The organism is Nocardia sp. NPDC049707 (assembly GCF_040674855.1).
Classification (GTDB): domain Bacteria; phylum Actinomycetota; class Actinomycetes; order Mycobacteriales; family Mycobacteriaceae; genus Nocardia.
In genome coordinates this window covers 115,120-133,421 of record NZ_JBFANN010000012.1, presented here as the reverse complement: position 1 = coordinate 133,421, position 18,302 = coordinate 115,120, and the positions used below count along the sequence as shown (strand labels likewise).

Sequence of the window (18,302 nt, the reverse complement as noted above, 5' to 3'; positions counted from 1 at the left end):
TACGGATGCGGCCGCTCTTCGTTTCCATAGCTAGTTCGCCAGTGCCTGTTCGATATCGCCCAGCAGATCGCTGACGTCTTCGATGCCAACCGAGAGCCGCACCAGATCGTCCGGAACTTCCAGCTGCGAGCCCGCGGTGGAGGCGTGCGTCATGGCGGCCGGATGTTCGATCAGCGACTCCACACCGCCGAGCGATTCGGCGAGGGTGAAGATCTTGGTACGCGAGCAGAACTCCTGCGCCGCATCCCGGCCGCCGTTGAGCCGGACCGAGATCATGCCGCCGAAGCGCTTCATCTGCTTATGGGCGATGGCGTGGCCCGGATGTTCGGCCAGGCCGGGATAGATGACCTGCGCGATGGCCGGATGCCCGGTCAGGAATTCGGCGATGGTCTCCGCGTTGTCGCAATGCCGATCCATCCGCACCGCGAGGGTTTTGGTGCCACGCAGGGTGAGGAAGGCGTCGAACGGGCCGGGTACCGCACCCGCACCGTTCTGTAGGAAGGCGAATGCCGCATCGAGTTCCGGATCGTTGGTGATCAACGCGCCGCCGACGACATCGGAATGGCCGCCGAGGTACTTGGTGGTCGAATGCGTGACGATATCGGCGCCGAGCAGGAGCGGCTGCTGCAGGTACGGCGTGGCAAAGGTGTTGTCCACCACCAGTTTCGCGCCCGCCACATGCGCGACCTCGGCAAGCGCCGGAATATCGGCGATGCTCAGCAGCGGGTTGGTGGGGGTTTCGATCCAGATCAGTTTGGTGTTCGGGCGGATCGCGGCGCGCATCTCGTCGACATTGAATACATGCGCGGGCGAATGCTCGATGCCCCACTGGCTGAAGACCTTATCGATCAGCCGGAAAGTGCCGCCGTAGGCGTCGTCCGGAATGACGATGTGGTCACCCGGGCGCAGCGTGGCCCGCAGCGCACAGTCGGTGGCGGCCATGCCGGAGGCGAATGCGCGTCCGTAGCGGCCCGATTCGAGCGCGGCGAGGTTCGCCTCCAGGGCGGTCCTGGTCGGGTTGCCGGTGCGGCCGTATTCGTAGCCTTCGCGCAATCCGCCCACCCCGTCCTGGGCGAACGTCGAACTCGCGTAGATGGGCACGTTCACCGCACCGGTCCGCGCTTCGGGTTCGTATCCGGCGTGCACGGCTCTGGTGGAGAATCCCAGCCCAGCTGTATTCATTGTTCGTTCGCTGCGCTCGCTCATGGGGGTCAGCCTAGACCGGGGCGATCGGCGGGCTATCGGCCGGATCACCCGTTGCGCGCCGATCCCAGCTTTTGCCGCGGCGACGGCGGTAGGTTGAGCTCATGCTGAGCGTTGATGAACTGTTCGCGATCGATGCCCTGTTGACCGAGGACGAGCGCGAGATCCGCAATACCGTCCGCACGTTCGCCAACCAACGATTGCGGCCGCAGATCGCGGAATGGTTCGAGGCCGCGACGTTCCCGGCCCGTGAGCTCGCCCCGGAACTCGGCAATATCGGGTTGCTCGGTATGCACCTGGACGGCTACGGATGCGCGGGCCTGTCGGCGACCGCCTACGGTCTGGCTTGCCAGGAGCTCGAGGCGGTCGATTCGGGTGTGCGCAGCATGGTTTCGGTGCAGGGTTCGCTGGCCATGACCGCGATCCACAAATTCGGCTCGGAGGAGCAGAAGCAGCGGTGGCTGCCGGATATGGCGGCCGGGCGCGCCCTCGGTTGTTTCGGACTCACCGAACCGGATTTCGGGTCGAATCCGGCTGGCATGCGGACCAGGGCCAAGCACGACGGCACCGACTGGGTGCTCAGTGGCGCCAAGATGTGGATCACCAATGGGTCGGTGGCCGATATCGCGGTGGTGTGGGCACAGACCGAGGACGAGGGCAAGCAGGTGGTGCGCGGCTTCCTGGTCCCGGCAGGCACGCCCGGATTCACCGCTCGCGAGATGAAGCACAAGTTGTCGCTGCGCGCATCGGTGACGGCGGAGCTGGACTTCGACGATGTGCGGCTGCCCGCCGATGCGGTGCTGCCGCAGTCGCGCGGACTGAGTTCCCCGCTCGCCTGTCTGAGCGAGGCACGGTTCGGCATTATCTTCGGCGCGCTCGGTGCGGCGCGCGACTGTCTGGCCGCCACCATCGAGTACGCACGGACCAGGGAGGTATTCGACAAGCCGCTGGCCGCATACCAGCTGACCCAGGCGAAGCTCGCGGATATGGCGCTCGAATACGGCAAGGGGCAATTGCTCGCGCTACAGGTCGGCCGGTTGAAGGATCGCGGCGAGGTGCTGCCGGAGCAGATCAGCGCGGGCAAGTTGAACAGCACCCGGGAGGCCATCGCGATCGCCCGCGAATGCCGGACCATTCTCGGCGCGAACGGCATCACGCTGGACTATCCGGTGCTGCGGCATGCGAATAATCTCGAGTCGGTGCTCACGTATGAGGGCACGGCGGAGGTGCATCAGTTGGTGCTCGGAAAGGCGCTCACCGACTCGAATGCGTTTCGGTGACAGCCTCCTGCACGGTCGGACCAACGGGAATCAGGTGGCGACAGCTGCCGCTACAGCTTCCACCTGATCTCGATCCGGCGGCTACGCGGCGGAGTTAGATGGAGCCGGTGCTGAGGAAGCCGAGGAGGTCGTGGCGGGTGATCACGCCGACCGGCTTGCCGTCTTCGACGACCATCAGTGCGTCGGTGTCGGACAGTGCCTTGGTTGCGGCCGAGATGGGCTCGCCCGAACCGATCAGGGGGAACGACGGGCTCATATGCTTGGCAACCGAATCCGTCAGGTTCGCACGGCCTTCGAAGACCGCCGACAGCAGATCCCGCTCGGTCACGCTGCCCGCGACCTCGCCCGCCATCACCGGTGGTTCGGCGCCGACGACCGGCATTTGCGAAACCCCGTACTCGCGCAGGATCTCGATCGCATCGCGCAGGGTCTCCGACGGATGGGTGTGCACCAGATCCGGCAGCGCACCCGACTTACCGCGCAGCACATCGCCGACCAAGGGCTCCGCCGCGCCGTCCAGTCGATCACGCAGGAAGCCGTATGAGCTCATCCACTGGTCGTTGAAGATCTTCGACAGGTAGCCGCGGCCGCCATCGGGCAGCAGCACGACCACCAGCGCATCCGGGTCGCGACGGGCGACCTCGATGGCCGCGATCACCGCCATTCCGCAGGAGCCGCCGACCAGCAGGCCCTCCTCACGCGCGAGTCGGCGGGTCATATCGAAGGAGTCGGCATCGGAGACCGCGATGATCTCGTCCGGCACGGCCGGGTCATAGGCCGCGGGCCAGAAGTCCTCACCGACGCCCTCGACCAGGTACGGCCGACCGGTGCCGCCGGAGTACACCGAACCCTCGGGATCGGCGCCGATGACCTGCACCTTGCCGCCGGAGACCTCCTTCAGATACCGACCGGCGCCGGTGATGGTGCCGCCGGTGCCGACGCCCGCCACGAAATGAGTGACCTTGCCGTCGGTATCGCGCCAGATCTCCGGGCCGGTGGTCTCGTAGTGGCTGTCCGGGCCGCCCGGGTTGGAATACTGATCCGGCTTCCAGGCGCCGTTGATCTCGCGGACCAGTCGGTCGGAGACGCTGTAGTAGCTGTCCGGGTGCTCCGGGGGCACCGCGGTCGGGCACACCACGACTTCGGCGCCATAGGCGCGCAGCACATTGCGCTTGTCCTCGCTGACCTTGTCCGGACAGACAAAGACGCAGTCGTAGCCGCGCTGCTGCGCGACCAGCGCGAGCCCGACGCCGGTATTACCGGAGGTCGGCTCGACAATGGTGCCGCCGGGCCGCAGTGCGCCGGAGGCCTCGGCCGCCTCGATCATCTTCACGGCGATGCGGTCCTTGGAGCTGCCGCCCGGATTCAGATATTCGATCTTGGCCGCGACAATGCCTGCATTGGGCCCGACCACCGAGTTCAATCGAACCAGCGGCGTATTGCCGATGAGGTCAACGACGTGATCAGCGATGCGCATGCCCCTATCGTTGCAGAAGGGGTTGTTATCGGTGCGCGCGCGTCTCGCGCGACAACGCGCACATGACGGTGATCACTTGCCTAGGATCGCAAATATGAAGCAGCCGAACATCGCTCGCGCCGCGACAGTTCTGGCCGGAGCGGCCGTGGCCGCCGGAGTCGTCGGGGCCGCGCCCGCCCAGGCCGCGACCGTCCAATTCCCGCAGGTGCCGACGCTGGCGCACGGCGGCCTCTGCTGGACGACCATCCGCACCTGGGCCGATACCGGTCCGCAGTGGCCGGGCCGGGCCATCCTCAATGTGCGCGCGGATCCGGCCGTGGGTCTCGGGCCCGGTGACTATCCGCTGGCTCCGCTGTGCGAGGTTCGCACCACCGTCGCCTGGCGCAATCTGACCACCGGCGCGACGGGCAGCTACGACAACACCGTGGTCACCGGCCTCTACGGCAGCATTCAGTACGCCCTGTTCCAGGACACCGGTCCGGGGCGCGTCGAGGTCACCGTCAGCACCGACACCGCGAGCGTCCCCGCGCACGGGTGGTTCGACGTGCCCGGCGACCCGCCTGCCTGAGTCGCGCGCCATAAGTTCGCTGCCTGCGGTCACCGGGTGTACCGCAAGACGGGGCGAGCCATAGACCGAGCTGTCGACGCCGAACTCGGCCGAGCGGTCTCATCTCCTGTTGCCTCGATCGGCAACAACTGATTTCGTATGTCCATGGGTAACTCACCGGGTACGCCCGAGACCCAGCCACGCCCCCGACCGTCGGCCCGCAGCAGAACAGTTGGCGCATCCAACGACCGGCGAAAGGTCCGGGGAGACGGGGGAACTACGCCCGGAAGCTGTGACGCACCGAACCGCCGGCCCGGAACGCAACTGCCGTGACTCGCAACGACCGGCAAAGGGCCCGGGGAGGCGGGGGATTATGGAAGACCGCGGCAGTGACGGGTGCCGCAACCGTATTGGCCGGTTCCGGAGCCGGAACCGCATGGTGGGCAACCTATCGGCTGCTCATGGCCCAGGCCGGGGTCGCGCGCGGGGTCATCGGGCGCGATACCTCGAAACCGCCCGAGGCCGATGGCGTCTACACGGCGGGCTGCCTCGCGCCGCAACCGTGGCGCGCCGGACTGCATGCCGACCTGCATCTGATGATCTTCGGCGATTCGACCGCGGCCGGGGTCGGCTGCGTATCACCCGAGGAAGTTCCGGGCGTGCGCATCGCCCGCGGCCTCGCCGAAGCCACCGGACAGCGAATCCGGTTGAGTACCAAGGCCATTTCCGGTGCGACCTCGAAGGGTCTGGCCGGACAGGTCGAGGCCATGTTTATCGCCGGGCCGCCGCCGGACGCCGCGGTCATCCTCATCGGCGCCAACGACATCACCAAGAAACACTCCATCCGCGCCTCCGCGCGCCGCCTCGCCGCCGCGGTGGCCAGTCTGCGCCGCGCCGACAGCGTCGTGGTGGTCGGCACCTGTCCGAATCTCGGCACCGTCGAGGCGATTCCGCAGCCGCTGCGAACCGTGGTGCGCAACTGGAGCGTCCGCTTGGCCCAAGCCCAATCCGTCGCGACCACGGTGGCCGGTGGCATCCCGGTGGCCATGGGTGATCGGCTCGCCTCGGAGTTCCGCGCCGCACCCGAGCAACTGTTCTCCGAGGACGGATTCCACCCCTCGGCAACGGGTTATGAACTGGCGGCCGCACTGCTGCTCCCGGTTCTGATCGAGGCAGTCGAGGAGGCGACCCCGGGTGCCCGTCCATCAGGACGCGACGTAGATTCGATCCGGAAGCACAAGTAACAAACGGTTCGAAGACCGCGTTTCGGACACCGTCCGGGGCGCACCTGACCGTCGAACAAAGGAGTCCTCATGCCCGAGGCCGTCATTGTTTCCTACGCTCGCTCGCCGATCGGCCGCGCCGGAAAGGGCTCCCTGGTGAGCATGCGACCGGACGACCTCGCGGCCCAGATGGTCCGCGCGGCCCTGGACAAGGTTCCCGCACTCGACCCCACCCAGATCGACGATCTGATCCTGGGCTGCGGCCAGCCCGCCGGCGAAGGCGGTTTCAATATGGCCCGCAGCGTCGCCGTGCAACTGGGCTACGACACCCTGCCCGGTGTCACCCTGAACCGCTACTGCTCCTCGTCGCTGCAGACCACCCGGATGGCCTTCCACGCCATCAAGGCCGGTGAGGGCGATGTGTTCGTCTCCGCCGGTGTCGAGACCGTATCGCGGTTCCCGAAGGGCACCGCCGACGGCTGGCCGGACACCCACAACCAGCTGTTCGCCGAGGCCGAGGCCCGCACCGCCAAGCGCGCTGAAGGTGGCGCGGACGTGTGGACCGATCCGCGTGCGGCCGGCACCCTGCCCGACGTCTACATCGCCATGGGCCAGACCGCCGAGAACGTCGCCCAGTACACCGGCATCTCCCGGGAAGACCAGGACCATTGGGGCGTGCGCTCACAGAACCGCGCCGAGGATGCCATCAAGGCCGGCTTCTTCGAGCGGGAGATCACCCCGGTGACCCTGCCCGACGGCACCATCGTCACCACCGACGACGGCCCGCGCGCCGGCACAACGTACGAGAAGATCTCGCAGCTCAAGCCGGTATTCCGGCCGGACGGCACCATCACCGCCGGTAATGCCTGCCCGCTCAACGACGGTGCCGCCGCGCTGGTCGTCATGAGCGACACCAAGGCCAAGGAACTCGGCCTGACCCCGCTGGCGCGCATTGTCGCCACCGGCGTCTCGGGCCTGTCCCCCGAGATCATGGGTCTCGGCCCGATCGAGGCGGTCCGCAAGACCCTGAAGACCGCCAAGATGACCATTGACGACCTCGACCTGTACGAGATCAACGAGGCATTCGCCGTCCAGGTTCTCGGCTCCGCCCGCGAGCTGAATATGGACCTCGACAAGCTGAATGTGTCCGGTGGCGCCATCGCCCTCGGCCACCCGTTCGGCATGACCGGCGCCCGCATCACCGCCACCCTCATCAACAACCTCCAGACCCACGACAAGCAGTTCGGCCTGGAGACCATGTGTGTCGGTGGTGGGCAGGGCATGGCCATGGTCATCGAGCGTCTGAGCTGATCTCGCGATACGACAAAGGCGGCCACCGGGATTCCGGTGGCCGCCTTTGTGTTGAGCGGGCTAATCGTTATTGAAGTAGCTCAGCAGGCGCAGAATCTCGGTGTAGAGCCAGACCAGGGTGACGGTCAGGCCGAGGGCAACGCCCCAGGCGGCCTTCTCCGGGGCCTGGGCGCGGATGAGCTGGTCGGCGGCGTCGAAGTCGAGCAGGAAGCTGAAGGCCGCGACCGCGATCACCACCAGGCTGAAGACGATGGCGAGCGGGCCGCCGTCACGCAGGCCGAGGCCGCCGTCGATGAAGAAGCTGGCGATCATGTTGCCGACGATCAGGACCAGGATGCCGATCATCGCGCCGAAGATCATTCGGGTGAAGCGCGGGGTGACGCGGATCGCGCCGGTCTTGTAGACCACGAGCATGCCCGCGAAGACGCCGAAGGTGCCGAGCACCGCCTGCGCGATCATGGCACTGCCGCCGACGCCGCCGAATTCGATATTGGTGAACATGAACGACAACGCGCCGACGAAAAGACCCTCGAAGACCGCGTACGAGAGCACGACGACCGGGTTGTCCATCTTCCTGGCGAAGGTCGCGACCAGCACCAGCACGAAGCCGACCAGACCACCACCGATGACGAACAGCGGCGCCAGCGAAGTGTTCGCGTTGGTCAGACCGTAGGAGATGATCGCCGAGATGGCGAGCACACCGAGTGTGATGGCGGTTTTGATGACCACATCGTCGATGGTCATGGCCCGGGTGGCCGGGGGTGCCTGCTGGTACTGGGGGTACTGCGGGTGCTGGCCGTACTGCTGGGTCATCTGGCCCGCGCCCGTCACCCCTGACCCGAAGTTGGCATAGCCACTGCCCTCTTGCCGAGGGAGCTGTCTGAAAACCGGATTGCTAGTGGTGCGCACCGTGAATGCCTTTCTGGAGTCGTGGCTCACGTCACCGTGGCCGTCAGTCCCGAGCCGTCTCGATTGCGAGCCGGTCGCTCGATATCCAACTAGGTTGTCCAACGTGTATCGGCCCGGTGTAGTTCCCGAGCAACCCTTCGGTACGGACAAATCGGACTCTACTACCGCTGGACGTCACGCAGTCCACGTACGGATCGCGTCACCGTGAATTTCCGATTGCGGCCGATCACCTCGGTCTGGCCGACCATGCGCTGGACCACGCCGCGATAGTTCAGATGTGAGTTGTCAACCGTCCACAGCTCACCGCCGGGCCGTCGACGCGATCCTGCCCCGCGCAGATCTCACAACGGACCAGGTGTATCGCGCTGCGTGTGCGGAGGTGACCTGGCCGCTGTCGCACGAGCAGGTCGAGCAGGTGCTCGAGATGCTCCAGTCTCCCGGACTCCGTTATGCGCCAAGTGATGTCGGCTGGGCTGTAGTGCTGCGGCTCCGCGACCTGGAGTACCCAGCAGACCCGGCGCGGGCCAATGACCCGCCGCCGCCCGACTACGACGGACCGAGATGACCCGAACGCACGAACCTACCGAGTGGTCTTCACTCCCGCGGAGCGCCGTCCGGCCAGACGATCTCAACCAGTACACCACGCTCACGAGCAAGCTCGACCAACGTTCCGGTACCGCCCGGCTGACTTACGTACCTATCCCATACCGCGACTAGCCGAGCGCTATGGGAAACAACACATATTCGAACCCTCTGGCATCTATGTTCATTCAGATGGACACCGCCAGCGATGCCGTGTCGATTCGGGTAGGAACCGCCGACGACACGAGCAAGCACTTCGATGCCATCTGCACCCTCTACGACGAAGCGTTCTCCGCGCCTCCGTTCGTCTGGCCACCAACCGAATCCACCCGCCACCGCGACATGCTGAAACGCATGATCACCGATCCAGGCTTCGGAATCGCTCTCGCCCAATCCAATGACGCCCTGATCGGATTCGCCTACGGCACAGCACTATCCGCGAATACCGGATGGTGGCAGGGTTTCCAACAATCCGTGCCCGACGAGCTGACGCAGGAGTGGCCCGGCCGAACGTTCGCCGTGATCGACCTGGCCGTCCAAACATCCGCGCGGCGGCACGGTATCGGCCGCCGGCTGCTGGACACTCTCCTCGACAGCCGACCAGAACAGCGCGCGACGCTAGCTGTCCAGCCGCAGGCCGCCGACTCCCACGCCTTCTATGCGGCGATCGGCAGATGGCGTTTGATCGGGCGGCAGGACACACCCGGCATGTTGTCCCCCCAATTCGACATCTACGTCAAGGAATTGGACAGCCCGTAGTCGGTCATCAGCTCATCGAGGTTGCGGACACACAACGCGTCCTGCCACGGCCAGGTCAGCGGACACAAGTGCATCACCATGCTCGCTTCCGGCATCAACCGGAACGCATTGCGCGAGAAGATCTTCGCCGCCGGGGTCGAACTCGCGCGGAGAGTCTATGAGCAGCCGCTGCACACGCAACCGGTGCTCGGTGGGTTGAATGTCGCCGACTCGTTCGCGGTCGCCGACGATTTCGCGGCGCGGCACCTGTGCCGGATCGCGCTGCGTGTGCCGAGGCGACCCGGCCGCCGTCGCACGAGCAGGTGCTCGAGATGCTCCAGACTCCCGGACTCCGTTATGCGCCAGGTGATGTCGGCTGTGCTGTAGTGCTGCGGCTCCGCGACCTGGCGTACCCAGCAGACCAGGCGCGGGCCAATGATCCGCCGCCACCGGATGATGACGGACCGAGATGATCCGACATGCCCCTGCTTTTTCGGCCACCGCCTAGTCTGAACCGCATGACTACCGCGCGAGTATGGTCTGTGACCTCGACGGCGCCAACCGAAGCCGACGCGCGCTCGATCGCGCGAACCATGGTTGCCGAGAAGCTTGCAGCCGGTGCCGAAATCACAGGTCCGGCGACTTCGGTGTTCTGGCATCTCGGAGAGCTTAGCGAGGGGCCAGAGTGGCGGGTGACGCTCCGCACTTCCATACATGCCCGCGATCGACTGGCGGCCCGCCTCTCAGCGATTCACCCTTGGGATAGCCCGGAGGTTTCCGCGACGCCAATCGAATGGTGTACCGACAGCTACGCGGAGTGGGTCGAGCGGGCTACAGCTGTGTCGGAATAGGCACAGTTGTCGTTTCGGCCCGTCTAGCCAGATCGAAGGCGGCTTTCGAGCCGGACACGACGAAACGCTGGGCAATTTCTCGCACACGTGCAAGAGGCCGAACGGAAGCAACCTTCCCCGCCAGTCCCAGCGCTTGGTCACCGCACGAGATGGCTCGGGCATCGTCTCCTGCTTCGAAGTAGGCGTCGGCCAACCAAGTCAGGTAAAGCGCCTTATCTCGAGCCCAGTGATCGGGATACTGCGAGAGAATATTCGCAAGCGGCGCTATGGCTTTATCAGGCTTGTGGAGGACTGACCAAACGCGGCCTGTCATGATGTCGAGCTCGGCGTCGTCGACCCACAAACACCAGTGGGGTCCCGAGTCGGAATCGCTGCGGTCGAGGGCGGCGCGGGCATTATCGAGCGCACGGGCAGCGTCGTCGGTCATGCCCGCGCTGGCGTACGACCACGCGCGGCGCGATTCCAGCAATGCTAGCGCGCGAGGTGCAGCGACAGGTCTGACCGCCATACACGCGGCATCGGCGGCATCGACCGAATCCCTTGTGCCGGTGGTGTATGCGATGTGGACAAGGGCATTGGCGGCGAGTTCAGGACTCGATGCCTCTGTCGCCGCCTGATAACTGTATTTGAAGAATTGCTGTGCAGGGCTTGTGAATCCGGCATCGAATGCGGCCCACCCCACCTGTTGTGCTTGCTGTGCGGCAAGCTCGGTAAGACCTGCTTCGACGTGCGAGCTGAACGTTGCCCGCGCCAGAACGCGTTCGGTGTGAGAAAGCTCGGTGTAGTACAGCCGAAATGTATCGGCACCGCCGAGGTGATTGTCTAGATTCACCAATCGCGAGAAACGCGTGCCCATCCGGTCGAGATCAGCTTGACCAACACGCCCGAACTCATTGCCGGCGATGGCTGCCAAGGCAGTGAGTGCGATGAAGCCTCTGCGTTTCGTGGCGTCGTCCTTCTCTGCGTCTCTGCGAGTTCTCTTTGGAAACAGGCCCAAGTCGGAGTCTGAACCACAGCCCAAGAGTGCCACAAGAGCCGCACGCGTCGCACGCCTAGGCCATGTGGTTTCGCCACATTCGATTCGGCTGATCGCTTGAGCGTCGATCCCCGGCCGATGGCCAGTCGTTCGCTCGACCTCCGCACAAACCAATTCGGCCAGCTCTACCTGCGTCAGACCGCTAGCCAACCGATACGACCGAAAGCGAACGTTCGTCACTACCCCCGAAGCCGACACCGTTATTTGCCTACAGTTTTGCGCTGTTTCAAGGATGGAACAACCGGAACGCTGGAAATCAGCACCCGGCGCCGGGTCGATGTGGCCCAGCTTCACCTCCCGCGATGGAGCGCTCACCAATCCAGCGTCCCGCAAACGGGATCGGTGGGCCGAGCATCCTCGGCGCCGAGTGCACCCAACCGGAACAGCGCTGAGGGGTGTCAACCGTGCCAGCAGAACTCAAATACGTCGTCATCGTAGCCGCAGTCCTCGTAGTAGTGGGGATCGCGACCTATGCCGTGGTGCAGTTATTCGGCAACAGGGCCGGGCCTGAGGGGGCCGTATCCGCGGGCAAGATCCTGCAACGAGTGGCTGGTGAGGACACATGCCACCGCGCGCCCGAATATCCGTACGCGATCGACGAGGCGCACTGGATCATGCAAGAACGCATCGATTGCACCATCGAACGCTGTGCCGCGAAACGCATGGCGCACTCGACGTTGGTAGAGGCCGGGCGGATCGTCCCGGCTAGCGAGCGGCACGTCCGATGAGCCGCCTGATCCAGTTCAGCGACGGGCAGTTCGGGTTGGTCGACGACAATGGGTTCGTCGACGAGTTCGACGCCATCGAGCTGCCTGAACTCGAGACCACCACTCCAGCGCTCTGGGCGATGTTCATCGACATCGACGCCACCTCCGTGGTCGACACCCAGTTGCCGGAACGGACTGCGTTCGTCGGGCCGCCACGTCCGCTGGACCTGCCCGTCGAACTCGTTGAGCGCGTTGCAGCGGCGGTCCGTGAGTGGGGCGAACGTTGAGACTGCCCGCCAGCCGAATGCCCACCGCCGCCGCCTACCGGCCGGACTCCCGCGACGCCGGAATCCGCCGCTACTTCGGCCTCACCCAATTCGCGCTCATGACCGGAGTACCAGTAACGAAGCTGTCCGCCTGGCGGCACGGCACCTCCGTGTGGGTACCCACACCCGATATCGACATCGGCGACCACGGCGGCTGGTCGCTGACGTGCATCCGAGCATGGGCCCCGGACCGAAAGCCGTTCGGGCGACCGCAGACCACGCTACTTCGCCGACACCGCCACCATCCGCGCCCGCTACCACGGCATGCCCACCTCCACCCTGTGGGCGTGCGTCGGCGGGGGCACCATCCCCCGGCCGGTCGTGTGGGTCGACAACCGACCGGGCTGGCTGTCATGACCGGCTTCGACGACTGCCACGTCGACCCCGGTGTACTCACCAGTGACGATGCTGTCCACGCCATGAGCATCCACCACTCCTGCCCCGAACAATGTTGGCCGCGAAGACGAGTCGATGCCGCCCTCGATGCGGAGTACACCGCACAAGCCTTCCCGCCGCGTTCCTCCAGCCACGGTGACACGCACTTCGCCGCCCTGGTCCGCGAGGCTATCCGCCTCGCAGAGAAAGCTTCCCGCGTCAGACAGCCAGTGGAGCGCAGGTAAGGGGCCCGGCTGGGCCGTGTGCTGGGCTGGCATTCGCCCCGACACAAAAGGCGGCCCAACCCTCCCTGCCCTGCACGGCCAGGTCAGCGGACACAAGTGCATCACCATGCTCGCTTCCGGCATCAACCGGAACGCATTGCGCGAGAAGATCTTCGCCGTCGGGGTCGAACTCGCGCGGGGAGTCTATGAGCAGCCGCTGCACAGGCAACCGGTGTTCGGTGGGTTCAATATCGCCGACTCGTTCCCGGTTGCCGACGATTTCGCGGCGCGGCACCTGTGCCTGCCGCTGTGGCGGGGCATGACCGACAACATGGTCGCGTGTGTCATTGATACGGTTCGCCGCAGAGTAGCGGCCGACACCTAGCGTGGAGTCGCGGCAGGCCCGACCTGGCTCCAGTCGAAGCCCAGCTCGCCCTTGTCGGCGATGATCTGCTCCCACCACGAGCGGTGCTCGACGTACCACGCGACGGTTTCGGCGATCCCGGCGGCGAAGTTGTGGACTGGTGCCCAACCCAGCTGAGATTCGATCTTGGCTGGGTTGATCAGGTAGCGCCTGTCATGATTCGGCCGGTCCGGGATGTGCTCGATCCACTCACTGGGGGTCAGGCCGAGTTCGGTCACCACCAAGCACGCGATGTCGAGGTTGGTTACCTCGCAGCGTGCGGAGATGTCGAAGATCGGTAACAGGCCAGGGTCGGTCGCCGCCGCGGCCGGGGTAGTCCCGAGCTCGGCGTGCAACACTCGATGCACTGCCGCGCAGTGGTCTGCTACATGCAACCAGTCGCGACTCTGCAAGCCATCGCCGTATACCGGCACCTTCCGGCCTCTCAGCACATTCGTCACGGCCAGGGGAATCAGTTTCTCCGGCAGTTGGAACGGGCCATAGTTGTTGGCGCAGTGCGTCATCCGGATATTCATCTCAGGGTAGGTCTGCATGTAGGCACGCACCATCTGATCCCCAGCAGCCTTGGCCGCCGAATACGGGGTCTTGGCGTTAAGCGCAGATCGCTCGGTAAACCACTGATCCCCGGCCGCCAGCTCCCCGTATACCTCGATCGTCGAGACGTGCACGTGTGAGCGCACCGGCACCAATCGGCTGCACTCCGCCATCACCTGCGCCCCGAGCGCATTGCTGCGCATGAACGCCGACGGACCCAGGATCGCGCGGTCGTTGTGCGACTCGGCCGCGAAATTCACGACGTAGTCCGGCCGGTGCCGGCGGTAGAGGGCCTCCATCACTCCGAGGTCGGCGATATCGGCCTTCTCGAACGTGATCCGGTCGATCACCTGGTCCAGGTTGGCGATGTTCCCAGCGAACCCGATGTAGTCCACCGCCACCACCTGTGCGTCTTGTTCCTGCTCGAGCAGGAAATGCACATAGTTCGCGCCGATGAAGCCCGCAGCTCCAGTGACGAGGTAGATGGCCATGGACACCGAGCGTAGCTCAACCTGTTCAGCCCGGATCCAACCTGCGGGAGTACACGATTGGACGCCAACTCGAGCCAGGGTACGAGGCCCCGCCTGACCTTTCTTGCCATGACGCACGGAGGCCGAGGCGTGTCCTTCGCTCGCTGAAATCCCGAGCAAACCCTTCGGCGCGGACACGTCGGACTCTGCTAACCCTGGACGTCGCGCAGTCCACGCACGGATCGCGTCACTGTGAACTTCCGATTGCGGCCGATCACCTCGGTCTGGCCGACCATGCGCTGGACCACACTGCGATAGTTCAGATGTGAGTTGTAAACCGTCCAGAGCTCACCGCCGGGCCGTAGTACCCGACCGGTCTCGGCGAACATCTTGATCGCGGACCCGGTATGCACGGCCGCACCGACATGGAACGGCGGATTACACAGCACCAGATCGGCGCTGTTGTCGGCGGCCGTGGACATGGCGTCGTCGCGCACCACGGTCACCCGATCGGCGACCGCGTTGACCTCGGCGGTCGCCCGTGCCGATGCCACTGCGGCGGCCGACTGATCGGTACCGACCACCCGGATGCCGGGCCGGGCCTTGGCCAGTGCGACCGCCAGAATGCCGGTGCCGCAACCGAGATCGATGGCATCGCGGGCATCGGGCTTCATCCACTTGAAGTGCTGCAACAGGAATCGCGTTCCGATATCCAATTTGGCGCCGGAAAACGCGCCACCGTGCGCGACCACGTCGATATCGAAATCGTCGATTCGCTCGCGCACCGGAAATAGCGGCGCGGCAACAGGTTTCGGCCCGCTCACCAAAAGCGTGCGGGACTTCTGCCGCCCGCGGCTGGCACGCACCTGCGAGAACGATTCGGCCAGTACATCGTTCATGGACTTGGTCAGATATTTATCGCGTCCGCCCGCGAATACGACCACCTCCGGATCGGCGAAGCGGGCGATGGCATCGGCGACCTCGGTCAGTCCAGCGAGCATGCGCGGCATTCGCAGCAGCACGACCTCGGCGTCGGCGAGCAACTCCTCGGAAAGCGCGTGTGCGGCATACCGATCCGCGAGACCGAGCGCGCGCGCATTGTTGGCCAACGCGAGTTCACCGGTGAGCAGGTCTTGATGGACCCGGACATCGCGCAGATCATGCCCGGCGATCGCGCCGAGGGTGAGCGCGCCATAGGCATCGCCGATCACCGCGATCCGCCCGCTGCCAGCGGCATCGATGGCATCGGCGGCGACGTCGAGAATCAGCCGGTCGGCGGCATCGACGGCGTAGAGGTTCAGCGCCTCCACATCCGGGTACCGCCGCAGTCGGCCGAGTACATCCTCGATATCTTCCACAGCTCAAGTGTGCTAGATCGTTGCCGATGGATCGCGTCCGCCCCGGTATGTCCGCGACACTCCGGCGCCAAACACCGGGTCATCGCAAATCCCCGACGGTGCACGACGCGGCTAATACCATCAGCCACATGCGTAACAGGATGGTGCTACTGGTCGCCGCCGCGACGGTGCTCGTCGGCTGCGGCGACGGCGGATCCGGTTCGAACACCACGACCACCGCGCCGACCACGACCGGCACACTCACCGATGCGCAAGGCAATGCGCCGCACGATGCGCTGCCCAAGCGTGGAACCCCGTCCAGTGACGCGGGATTGACCGTGACCGGTATCCGGATCGGGCACTACGCGGGCTTCGATCGCGTGGTCTACGAACTCGGCGGCTCGGGCACGCCGGGCTGGATCGTGCAGTACACCGAACAGGCCATCCAGGACGGCAGCGGCAAGGTCGTCGATGTCGCGGGCCGCTCGATTCTGGAAGTCCAGATCACCGGGTCGGCGTATCCGTTCGACAATGGCGTGACGCCGTACTCAGGTCCCGATCCGGCCACCGATCCCAGCGCGCCGATGATCGCCGGGGTGTACCGGAGCGGGGTCTTCGAGGGCACGACCCAATCATTCATCGGGGTGACCACCGATCACCCGGCCTTCGAGATAAGCCCCATGACCGATCCCGCTCGGCTGGTCATCGATATCGCCAACACCTAGCCGGTGCCCGATACGGCCAGGGGGTATCAGCGGGCGGCGCCGGGGCACGCTCTAGAATGACGCTGTGGTCGAACCGCAGCGGCCTTCGCGCACCATCGGAGTTGTTCGGATGCTCGGCGTGTTGGTGCTGCTCGCTGGCATTGCCGCCATGCACGCCGGGGTTTTCGCGGTCGCGCCAACCGACGACCACCACACGATGGCGACCATGGCATTACCTGCCGACCGCAGCGCGACCGCCGGACCGGACTGTGCCGATGACGGTTGCGCCCACGCACACGGCGGCATGCACGCCTGTGTCTTCATCCTGACCGCCGTCGCGGTTGCCCTGACGCTCGTCCTGCTCTACTGGATCACCATCGATCGACCGGGTGGCGGTTTGTCGAAACCGCGCCAGTGGCGGCCGGTGCGCGAACGCGCACCACCGTGGACCGTGCTGTCCCTGGCCGAATTGTCGATTCTGCGGATCTGACAGACCCACCGCGCCCGTAACCACGGTCGCGGCTGCCGCCTGCCCGAAACCGTTCATTCGCAATTCCTCAGGAGCACAGACATGTTCATCACCCGTAGCCGTATCGCCATCGTCATCGCCACAACCACCACCGCCGCAGCGCTTTTCGCCGCGGGCTGTGGCAATGACACGTCCACGCCGGGCCTGGTTCACGGCTCCTCGTCCGGCCTGGCGACCTCCGGGAAGCCCGCTGCCCGAAGCGATTTCAATGACGCCGATGTGTCCTTCCTGCAGATGATGTACCCGCACCACGCGCAGGCGGTCGAGATGGCGCGGCTGGTCCCGAGCCGCACCCAGAACGAGCAGGTGCGCGCGCTCGCCGCGGATATCGAGAAGGCACAGTCCCCGGAGCTGGAACAGATCACCGCATTGCTCACGAGCTTCGGTAAGCCCGCTCCCACCGCCTCCGGCCATGGCGGGCACGGCATGGCGATGCCGAGTATGACCAGCACCATGCATATGCCCGGCATGACCACGATGCCCGGCACCTCGACTATGCCGGGCATTATGTCGACCGAGCAGATGAACGCACTGGCAGCGGCATCCGGTGCCGATTTCGACCGGCAGTGGTTGGAGATGATGATCGAGCACCACAATGGCGCGATCGCCATGTCCGATACCGAACTCGCCAGCGGCGTCAATCCGGACGCGAAGGCACTCGCCACCGCCATCGTCGCCGCCCAGCAGGCCGAAATCGATACCATGCGCGGACTGCTCGGCCAACGCTGACACCACTTCGCGGATCACACCGGGACGATTGCGTTCCTGGTGTGATCCGCGCCGACCAAGCCGTCCCTAACCAGTACTTTTTCTGCCGTTCGATATCGGTTGGTCATCGATATCGGTCCGGTCGACCGATATCGACGGTCGCGAAGAAGTACGGTCTTTATGTCCGGCTTCCTTCGCGTCTCCAGCGGCCGGATCATCGGAGAGGAGAGGGGAAGCCGACATGCGACGATTAGAGCGGACCGGCCTCGTCGCCGCCGCGACGGCCACCGCGGTGGGTGTCCTGACCATCGGCGCGTGCTCGAAGCAGATCAATGGCAGCGCGCAGGTCAACAAGACCGAACTGGCCGCATATGCCTCCGAGGTCACGGCATCGTCGGTGGTCGCATCCTCCGCACGCGCGGCGGCGGCCGAACGCGCGGCCGGCACCGCCTGCGACACCTTCGCGAGCGCGAACAGCAGCTCGATCCGCGTCTTCAACGACTACATCGACGCGAGCAATAACAAGGGTGTCAACAATCCGGAAGCCAACTCCAAGGCCAATGACGCCGTGACCGCATTGCGCAATAATGCGCGCACCATCGACGCGAAGGTGACCTCCGAGGTGCCACTGGCTGTCGCGGGCCCGCTGCGCAGCTACCGCGACGACACCAACGCGCTGGCAGACACCCTCGATCGGCATGCGCCGACCGATACCCTCAATGCCGCGGTCGATAAGTTCAACGCCACCAAGAACATCGCCGAGGATGCCTGTAAAGGCCACTGACACAGACTATTTCGCGTCTTGTC

General features: G+C 65.3%; 22 protein-coding genes and 1 pseudogene. 16 read left to right on the top strand and 7 right to left on the bottom strand.

The annotated features are described in order from the left end of the window. Positions 1-30: 30 nt before the first annotated feature. Positions 31-1,206 (bottom strand): cystathionine gamma-synthase, encoded by a 1,176-nt coding sequence (locus tag AB0J29_RS14305; protein WP_364784693.1) that lies wholly within the window; start codon positions 1,204-1,206, stop codon positions 31-33. Between the two features lie 101 nt (positions 1,207-1,307). Here AB0J29_RS14305 and AB0J29_RS14300 point away from each other — a divergent pair, with 101 nt between their 5' ends. After that, complete coding sequence (locus tag AB0J29_RS14300; RefSeq protein ID WP_364784690.1) at positions 1,308-2,483, top strand: acyl-CoA dehydrogenase family protein; 1,176 nt, start codon at positions 1,308-1,310, stop codon at positions 2,481-2,483. Between the two features lie 94 nt (positions 2,484-2,577). On the opposite strand, the gene AB0J29_RS14295 is transcribed toward AB0J29_RS14300, so the two are convergent. Then, entirely contained in the window at positions 2,578-3,960 is a 1,383-nt protein-coding gene (locus AB0J29_RS14295) for a cystathionine beta-synthase (protein WP_364784687.1), read from the bottom strand. 94 nt (positions 3,961-4,054) lie between these two features. On the opposite strand from AB0J29_RS14295, the gene AB0J29_RS14290 reads away from it, so the two are divergent. The 3 genes from AB0J29_RS14290 to AB0J29_RS14280 all read left to right on the top strand — a co-directional run bounded on the left by AB0J29_RS14290 (position 4,055) and on the right by AB0J29_RS14280 (position 7,041). Next, positions 4,055-4,528, top strand: coding sequence for a hypothetical protein (locus AB0J29_RS14290; protein WP_364784684.1), 474 nt, complete (start codon positions 4,055-4,057; stop codon positions 4,526-4,528). 368 nt (positions 4,529-4,896) lie between these two features. After that, the gene (locus AB0J29_RS14285) at positions 4,897-5,751 is read left to right on the top strand and encodes an SGNH/GDSL hydrolase family protein (RefSeq protein ID WP_364784681.1); all 855 of its coding nucleotides are present in this window, start codon (positions 4,897-4,899) and stop codon (positions 5,749-5,751) included. A gap of 69 nt (positions 5,752-5,820) precedes the next feature. Next, on the top strand, positions 5,821-7,041 hold the full coding sequence (locus AB0J29_RS14280; protein WP_364784678.1) for an acetyl-CoA C-acetyltransferase: 1,221 nt from the start codon (positions 5,821-5,823) through the stop codon (positions 7,039-7,041). A gap of 60 nt (positions 7,042-7,101) precedes the next feature. On the opposite strand, the gene AB0J29_RS14275 is transcribed toward AB0J29_RS14280, so the two are convergent. Together AB0J29_RS14275 and AB0J29_RS14270 are read right to left on the bottom strand one after the other, a co-directional pair. After that, positions 7,102-7,950 (bottom strand): Bax inhibitor-1/YccA family protein, encoded by an 849-nt coding sequence (locus AB0J29_RS14275; RefSeq protein WP_364784675.1) that lies wholly within the window; start codon positions 7,948-7,950, stop codon positions 7,102-7,104. Positions 7,951-8,111: 161 nt separating this feature from the next. After that, positions 8,112-8,264 (bottom strand): annotated as a pseudogene (locus AB0J29_RS14270) (methyltransferase); the annotation flags it as partial. On the opposite strand from AB0J29_RS14270, the gene AB0J29_RS14265 reads away from it, so the two are divergent. The 4 genes from AB0J29_RS14265 (at position 8,228) to cutA (ending at position 10,121) form a co-directional block, all read left to right on the top strand. Further along, positions 8,228-8,515 (top strand): hypothetical protein, encoded by a 288-nt coding sequence (locus AB0J29_RS14265; RefSeq protein ID WP_364784672.1) that lies wholly within the window; start codon positions 8,228-8,230, stop codon positions 8,513-8,515. The pseudogene AB0J29_RS14270 and the gene AB0J29_RS14265 overlap by 37 nt on opposite strands. Before the next feature lie 209 nt (positions 8,516-8,724). Further along, positions 8,725-9,291, top strand: coding sequence for a GNAT family N-acetyltransferase (locus AB0J29_RS14260; protein ID WP_364784668.1), 567 nt, complete (start codon positions 8,725-8,727; stop codon positions 9,289-9,291). A gap of 21 nt (positions 9,292-9,312) precedes the next feature. After that, the gene (locus tag AB0J29_RS14255) at positions 9,313-9,657 is read left to right on the top strand and encodes a hypothetical protein (protein ID WP_364784665.1); all 345 of its coding nucleotides are present in this window, start codon (positions 9,313-9,315) and stop codon (positions 9,655-9,657) included. Positions 9,658-9,749: 92 nt separating this feature from the next. Then, positions 9,750-10,121 (top strand): divalent-cation tolerance protein CutA, encoded by a 372-nt coding sequence (cutA, locus tag AB0J29_RS14250; protein ID WP_364784662.1) that lies wholly within the window; start codon positions 9,750-9,752, stop codon positions 10,119-10,121. On the opposite strand, the gene AB0J29_RS14245 is transcribed toward cutA, so the two are convergent. Beyond that, entirely contained in the window at positions 10,102-11,451 is a 1,350-nt protein-coding gene (locus tag AB0J29_RS14245) for a helix-turn-helix transcriptional regulator (protein ID WP_364784659.1), read from the bottom strand. The genes cutA and AB0J29_RS14245 overlap by 20 nt on opposite strands. A 110-nt stretch (positions 11,452-11,561) precedes the next feature. Here AB0J29_RS14245 and AB0J29_RS14240 point away from each other — a divergent pair, with 110 nt between their 5' ends. From AB0J29_RS14240 to AB0J29_RS14225, 4 genes are read left to right on the top strand one after another with little or no spacing between them, the layout of a single operon-like run. Beyond that, positions 11,562-11,885, top strand: a complete 324-nt coding sequence (locus tag AB0J29_RS14240) for a hypothetical protein (RefSeq protein ID WP_364784656.1) — start codon at positions 11,562-11,564, stop codon at positions 11,883-11,885. Then, complete coding sequence (locus tag AB0J29_RS14235) at positions 11,882-12,151, top strand: hypothetical protein (protein ID WP_364784653.1); 270 nt, start codon at positions 11,882-11,884, stop codon at positions 12,149-12,151. Before AB0J29_RS14240 ends, AB0J29_RS14235 begins: the two co-directional genes overlap by 4 nt. After that, complete coding sequence (locus tag AB0J29_RS14230) at positions 12,148-12,810, top strand: hypothetical protein (RefSeq protein ID WP_364784805.1); 663 nt, start codon at positions 12,148-12,150, stop codon at positions 12,808-12,810. Before AB0J29_RS14235 ends, AB0J29_RS14230 begins: the two co-directional genes overlap by 4 nt. After that, positions 12,722-13,174 (top strand): DegT/DnrJ/EryC1/StrS family aminotransferase, encoded by a 453-nt coding sequence (locus tag AB0J29_RS14225; RefSeq protein ID WP_364784650.1) that lies wholly within the window; start codon positions 12,722-12,724, stop codon positions 13,172-13,174. Before AB0J29_RS14230 ends, AB0J29_RS14225 begins: the two co-directional genes overlap by 89 nt. Here the strand turns inward: AB0J29_RS14225 and AB0J29_RS14220 are convergent. Both AB0J29_RS14220 and AB0J29_RS14215 read right to left on the bottom strand, forming a co-directional pair. Continuing rightward, on the bottom strand, positions 13,171-14,238 hold the full coding sequence (locus tag AB0J29_RS14220) for a GDP-mannose 4,6-dehydratase (protein ID WP_364784647.1): 1,068 nt from the start codon (positions 14,236-14,238) through the stop codon (positions 13,171-13,173). The genes AB0J29_RS14225 and AB0J29_RS14220 overlap by 4 nt on opposite strands. 188 nt (positions 14,239-14,426) lie before the next feature. After that, positions 14,427-15,575, bottom strand: a complete 1,149-nt coding sequence (locus tag AB0J29_RS14215) for a methyltransferase (RefSeq protein WP_364784644.1) — start codon at positions 15,573-15,575, stop codon at positions 14,427-14,429. Between the two features lie 128 nt (positions 15,576-15,703). Here AB0J29_RS14215 and AB0J29_RS14210 point away from each other — a divergent pair, with 128 nt between their 5' ends. The 4 genes from AB0J29_RS14210 (at position 15,704) to AB0J29_RS14195 (ending at position 18,279) form a co-directional block, all read left to right on the top strand. Then, positions 15,704-16,279 (top strand): hypothetical protein, encoded by a 576-nt coding sequence (locus AB0J29_RS14210; protein WP_364784641.1) that lies wholly within the window; start codon positions 15,704-15,706, stop codon positions 16,277-16,279. A gap of 64 nt (positions 16,280-16,343) precedes the next feature. Further along, complete coding sequence (locus AB0J29_RS14205; RefSeq protein WP_364784638.1) at positions 16,344-16,748, top strand: DUF6153 family protein; 405 nt, start codon at positions 16,344-16,346, stop codon at positions 16,746-16,748. Positions 16,749-16,829: 81 nt separating this feature from the next. Beyond that, positions 16,830-17,516 carry a DUF305 domain-containing protein gene (locus tag AB0J29_RS14200; protein WP_364784635.1) on the top strand — a complete coding sequence of 229 codons (687 nt, stop codon included), beginning with the start codon at positions 16,830-16,832 and terminating at the stop codon, positions 17,514-17,516. 220 nt (positions 17,517-17,736) lie between these two features. Continuing rightward, positions 17,737-18,279 carry a hypothetical protein gene (locus tag AB0J29_RS14195; protein WP_364784632.1) on the top strand — a complete coding sequence of 181 codons (543 nt, stop codon included), beginning with the start codon at positions 17,737-17,739 and terminating at the stop codon, positions 18,277-18,279. The last annotated feature ends 23 nt before the right edge of the window (positions 18,280-18,302 follow it).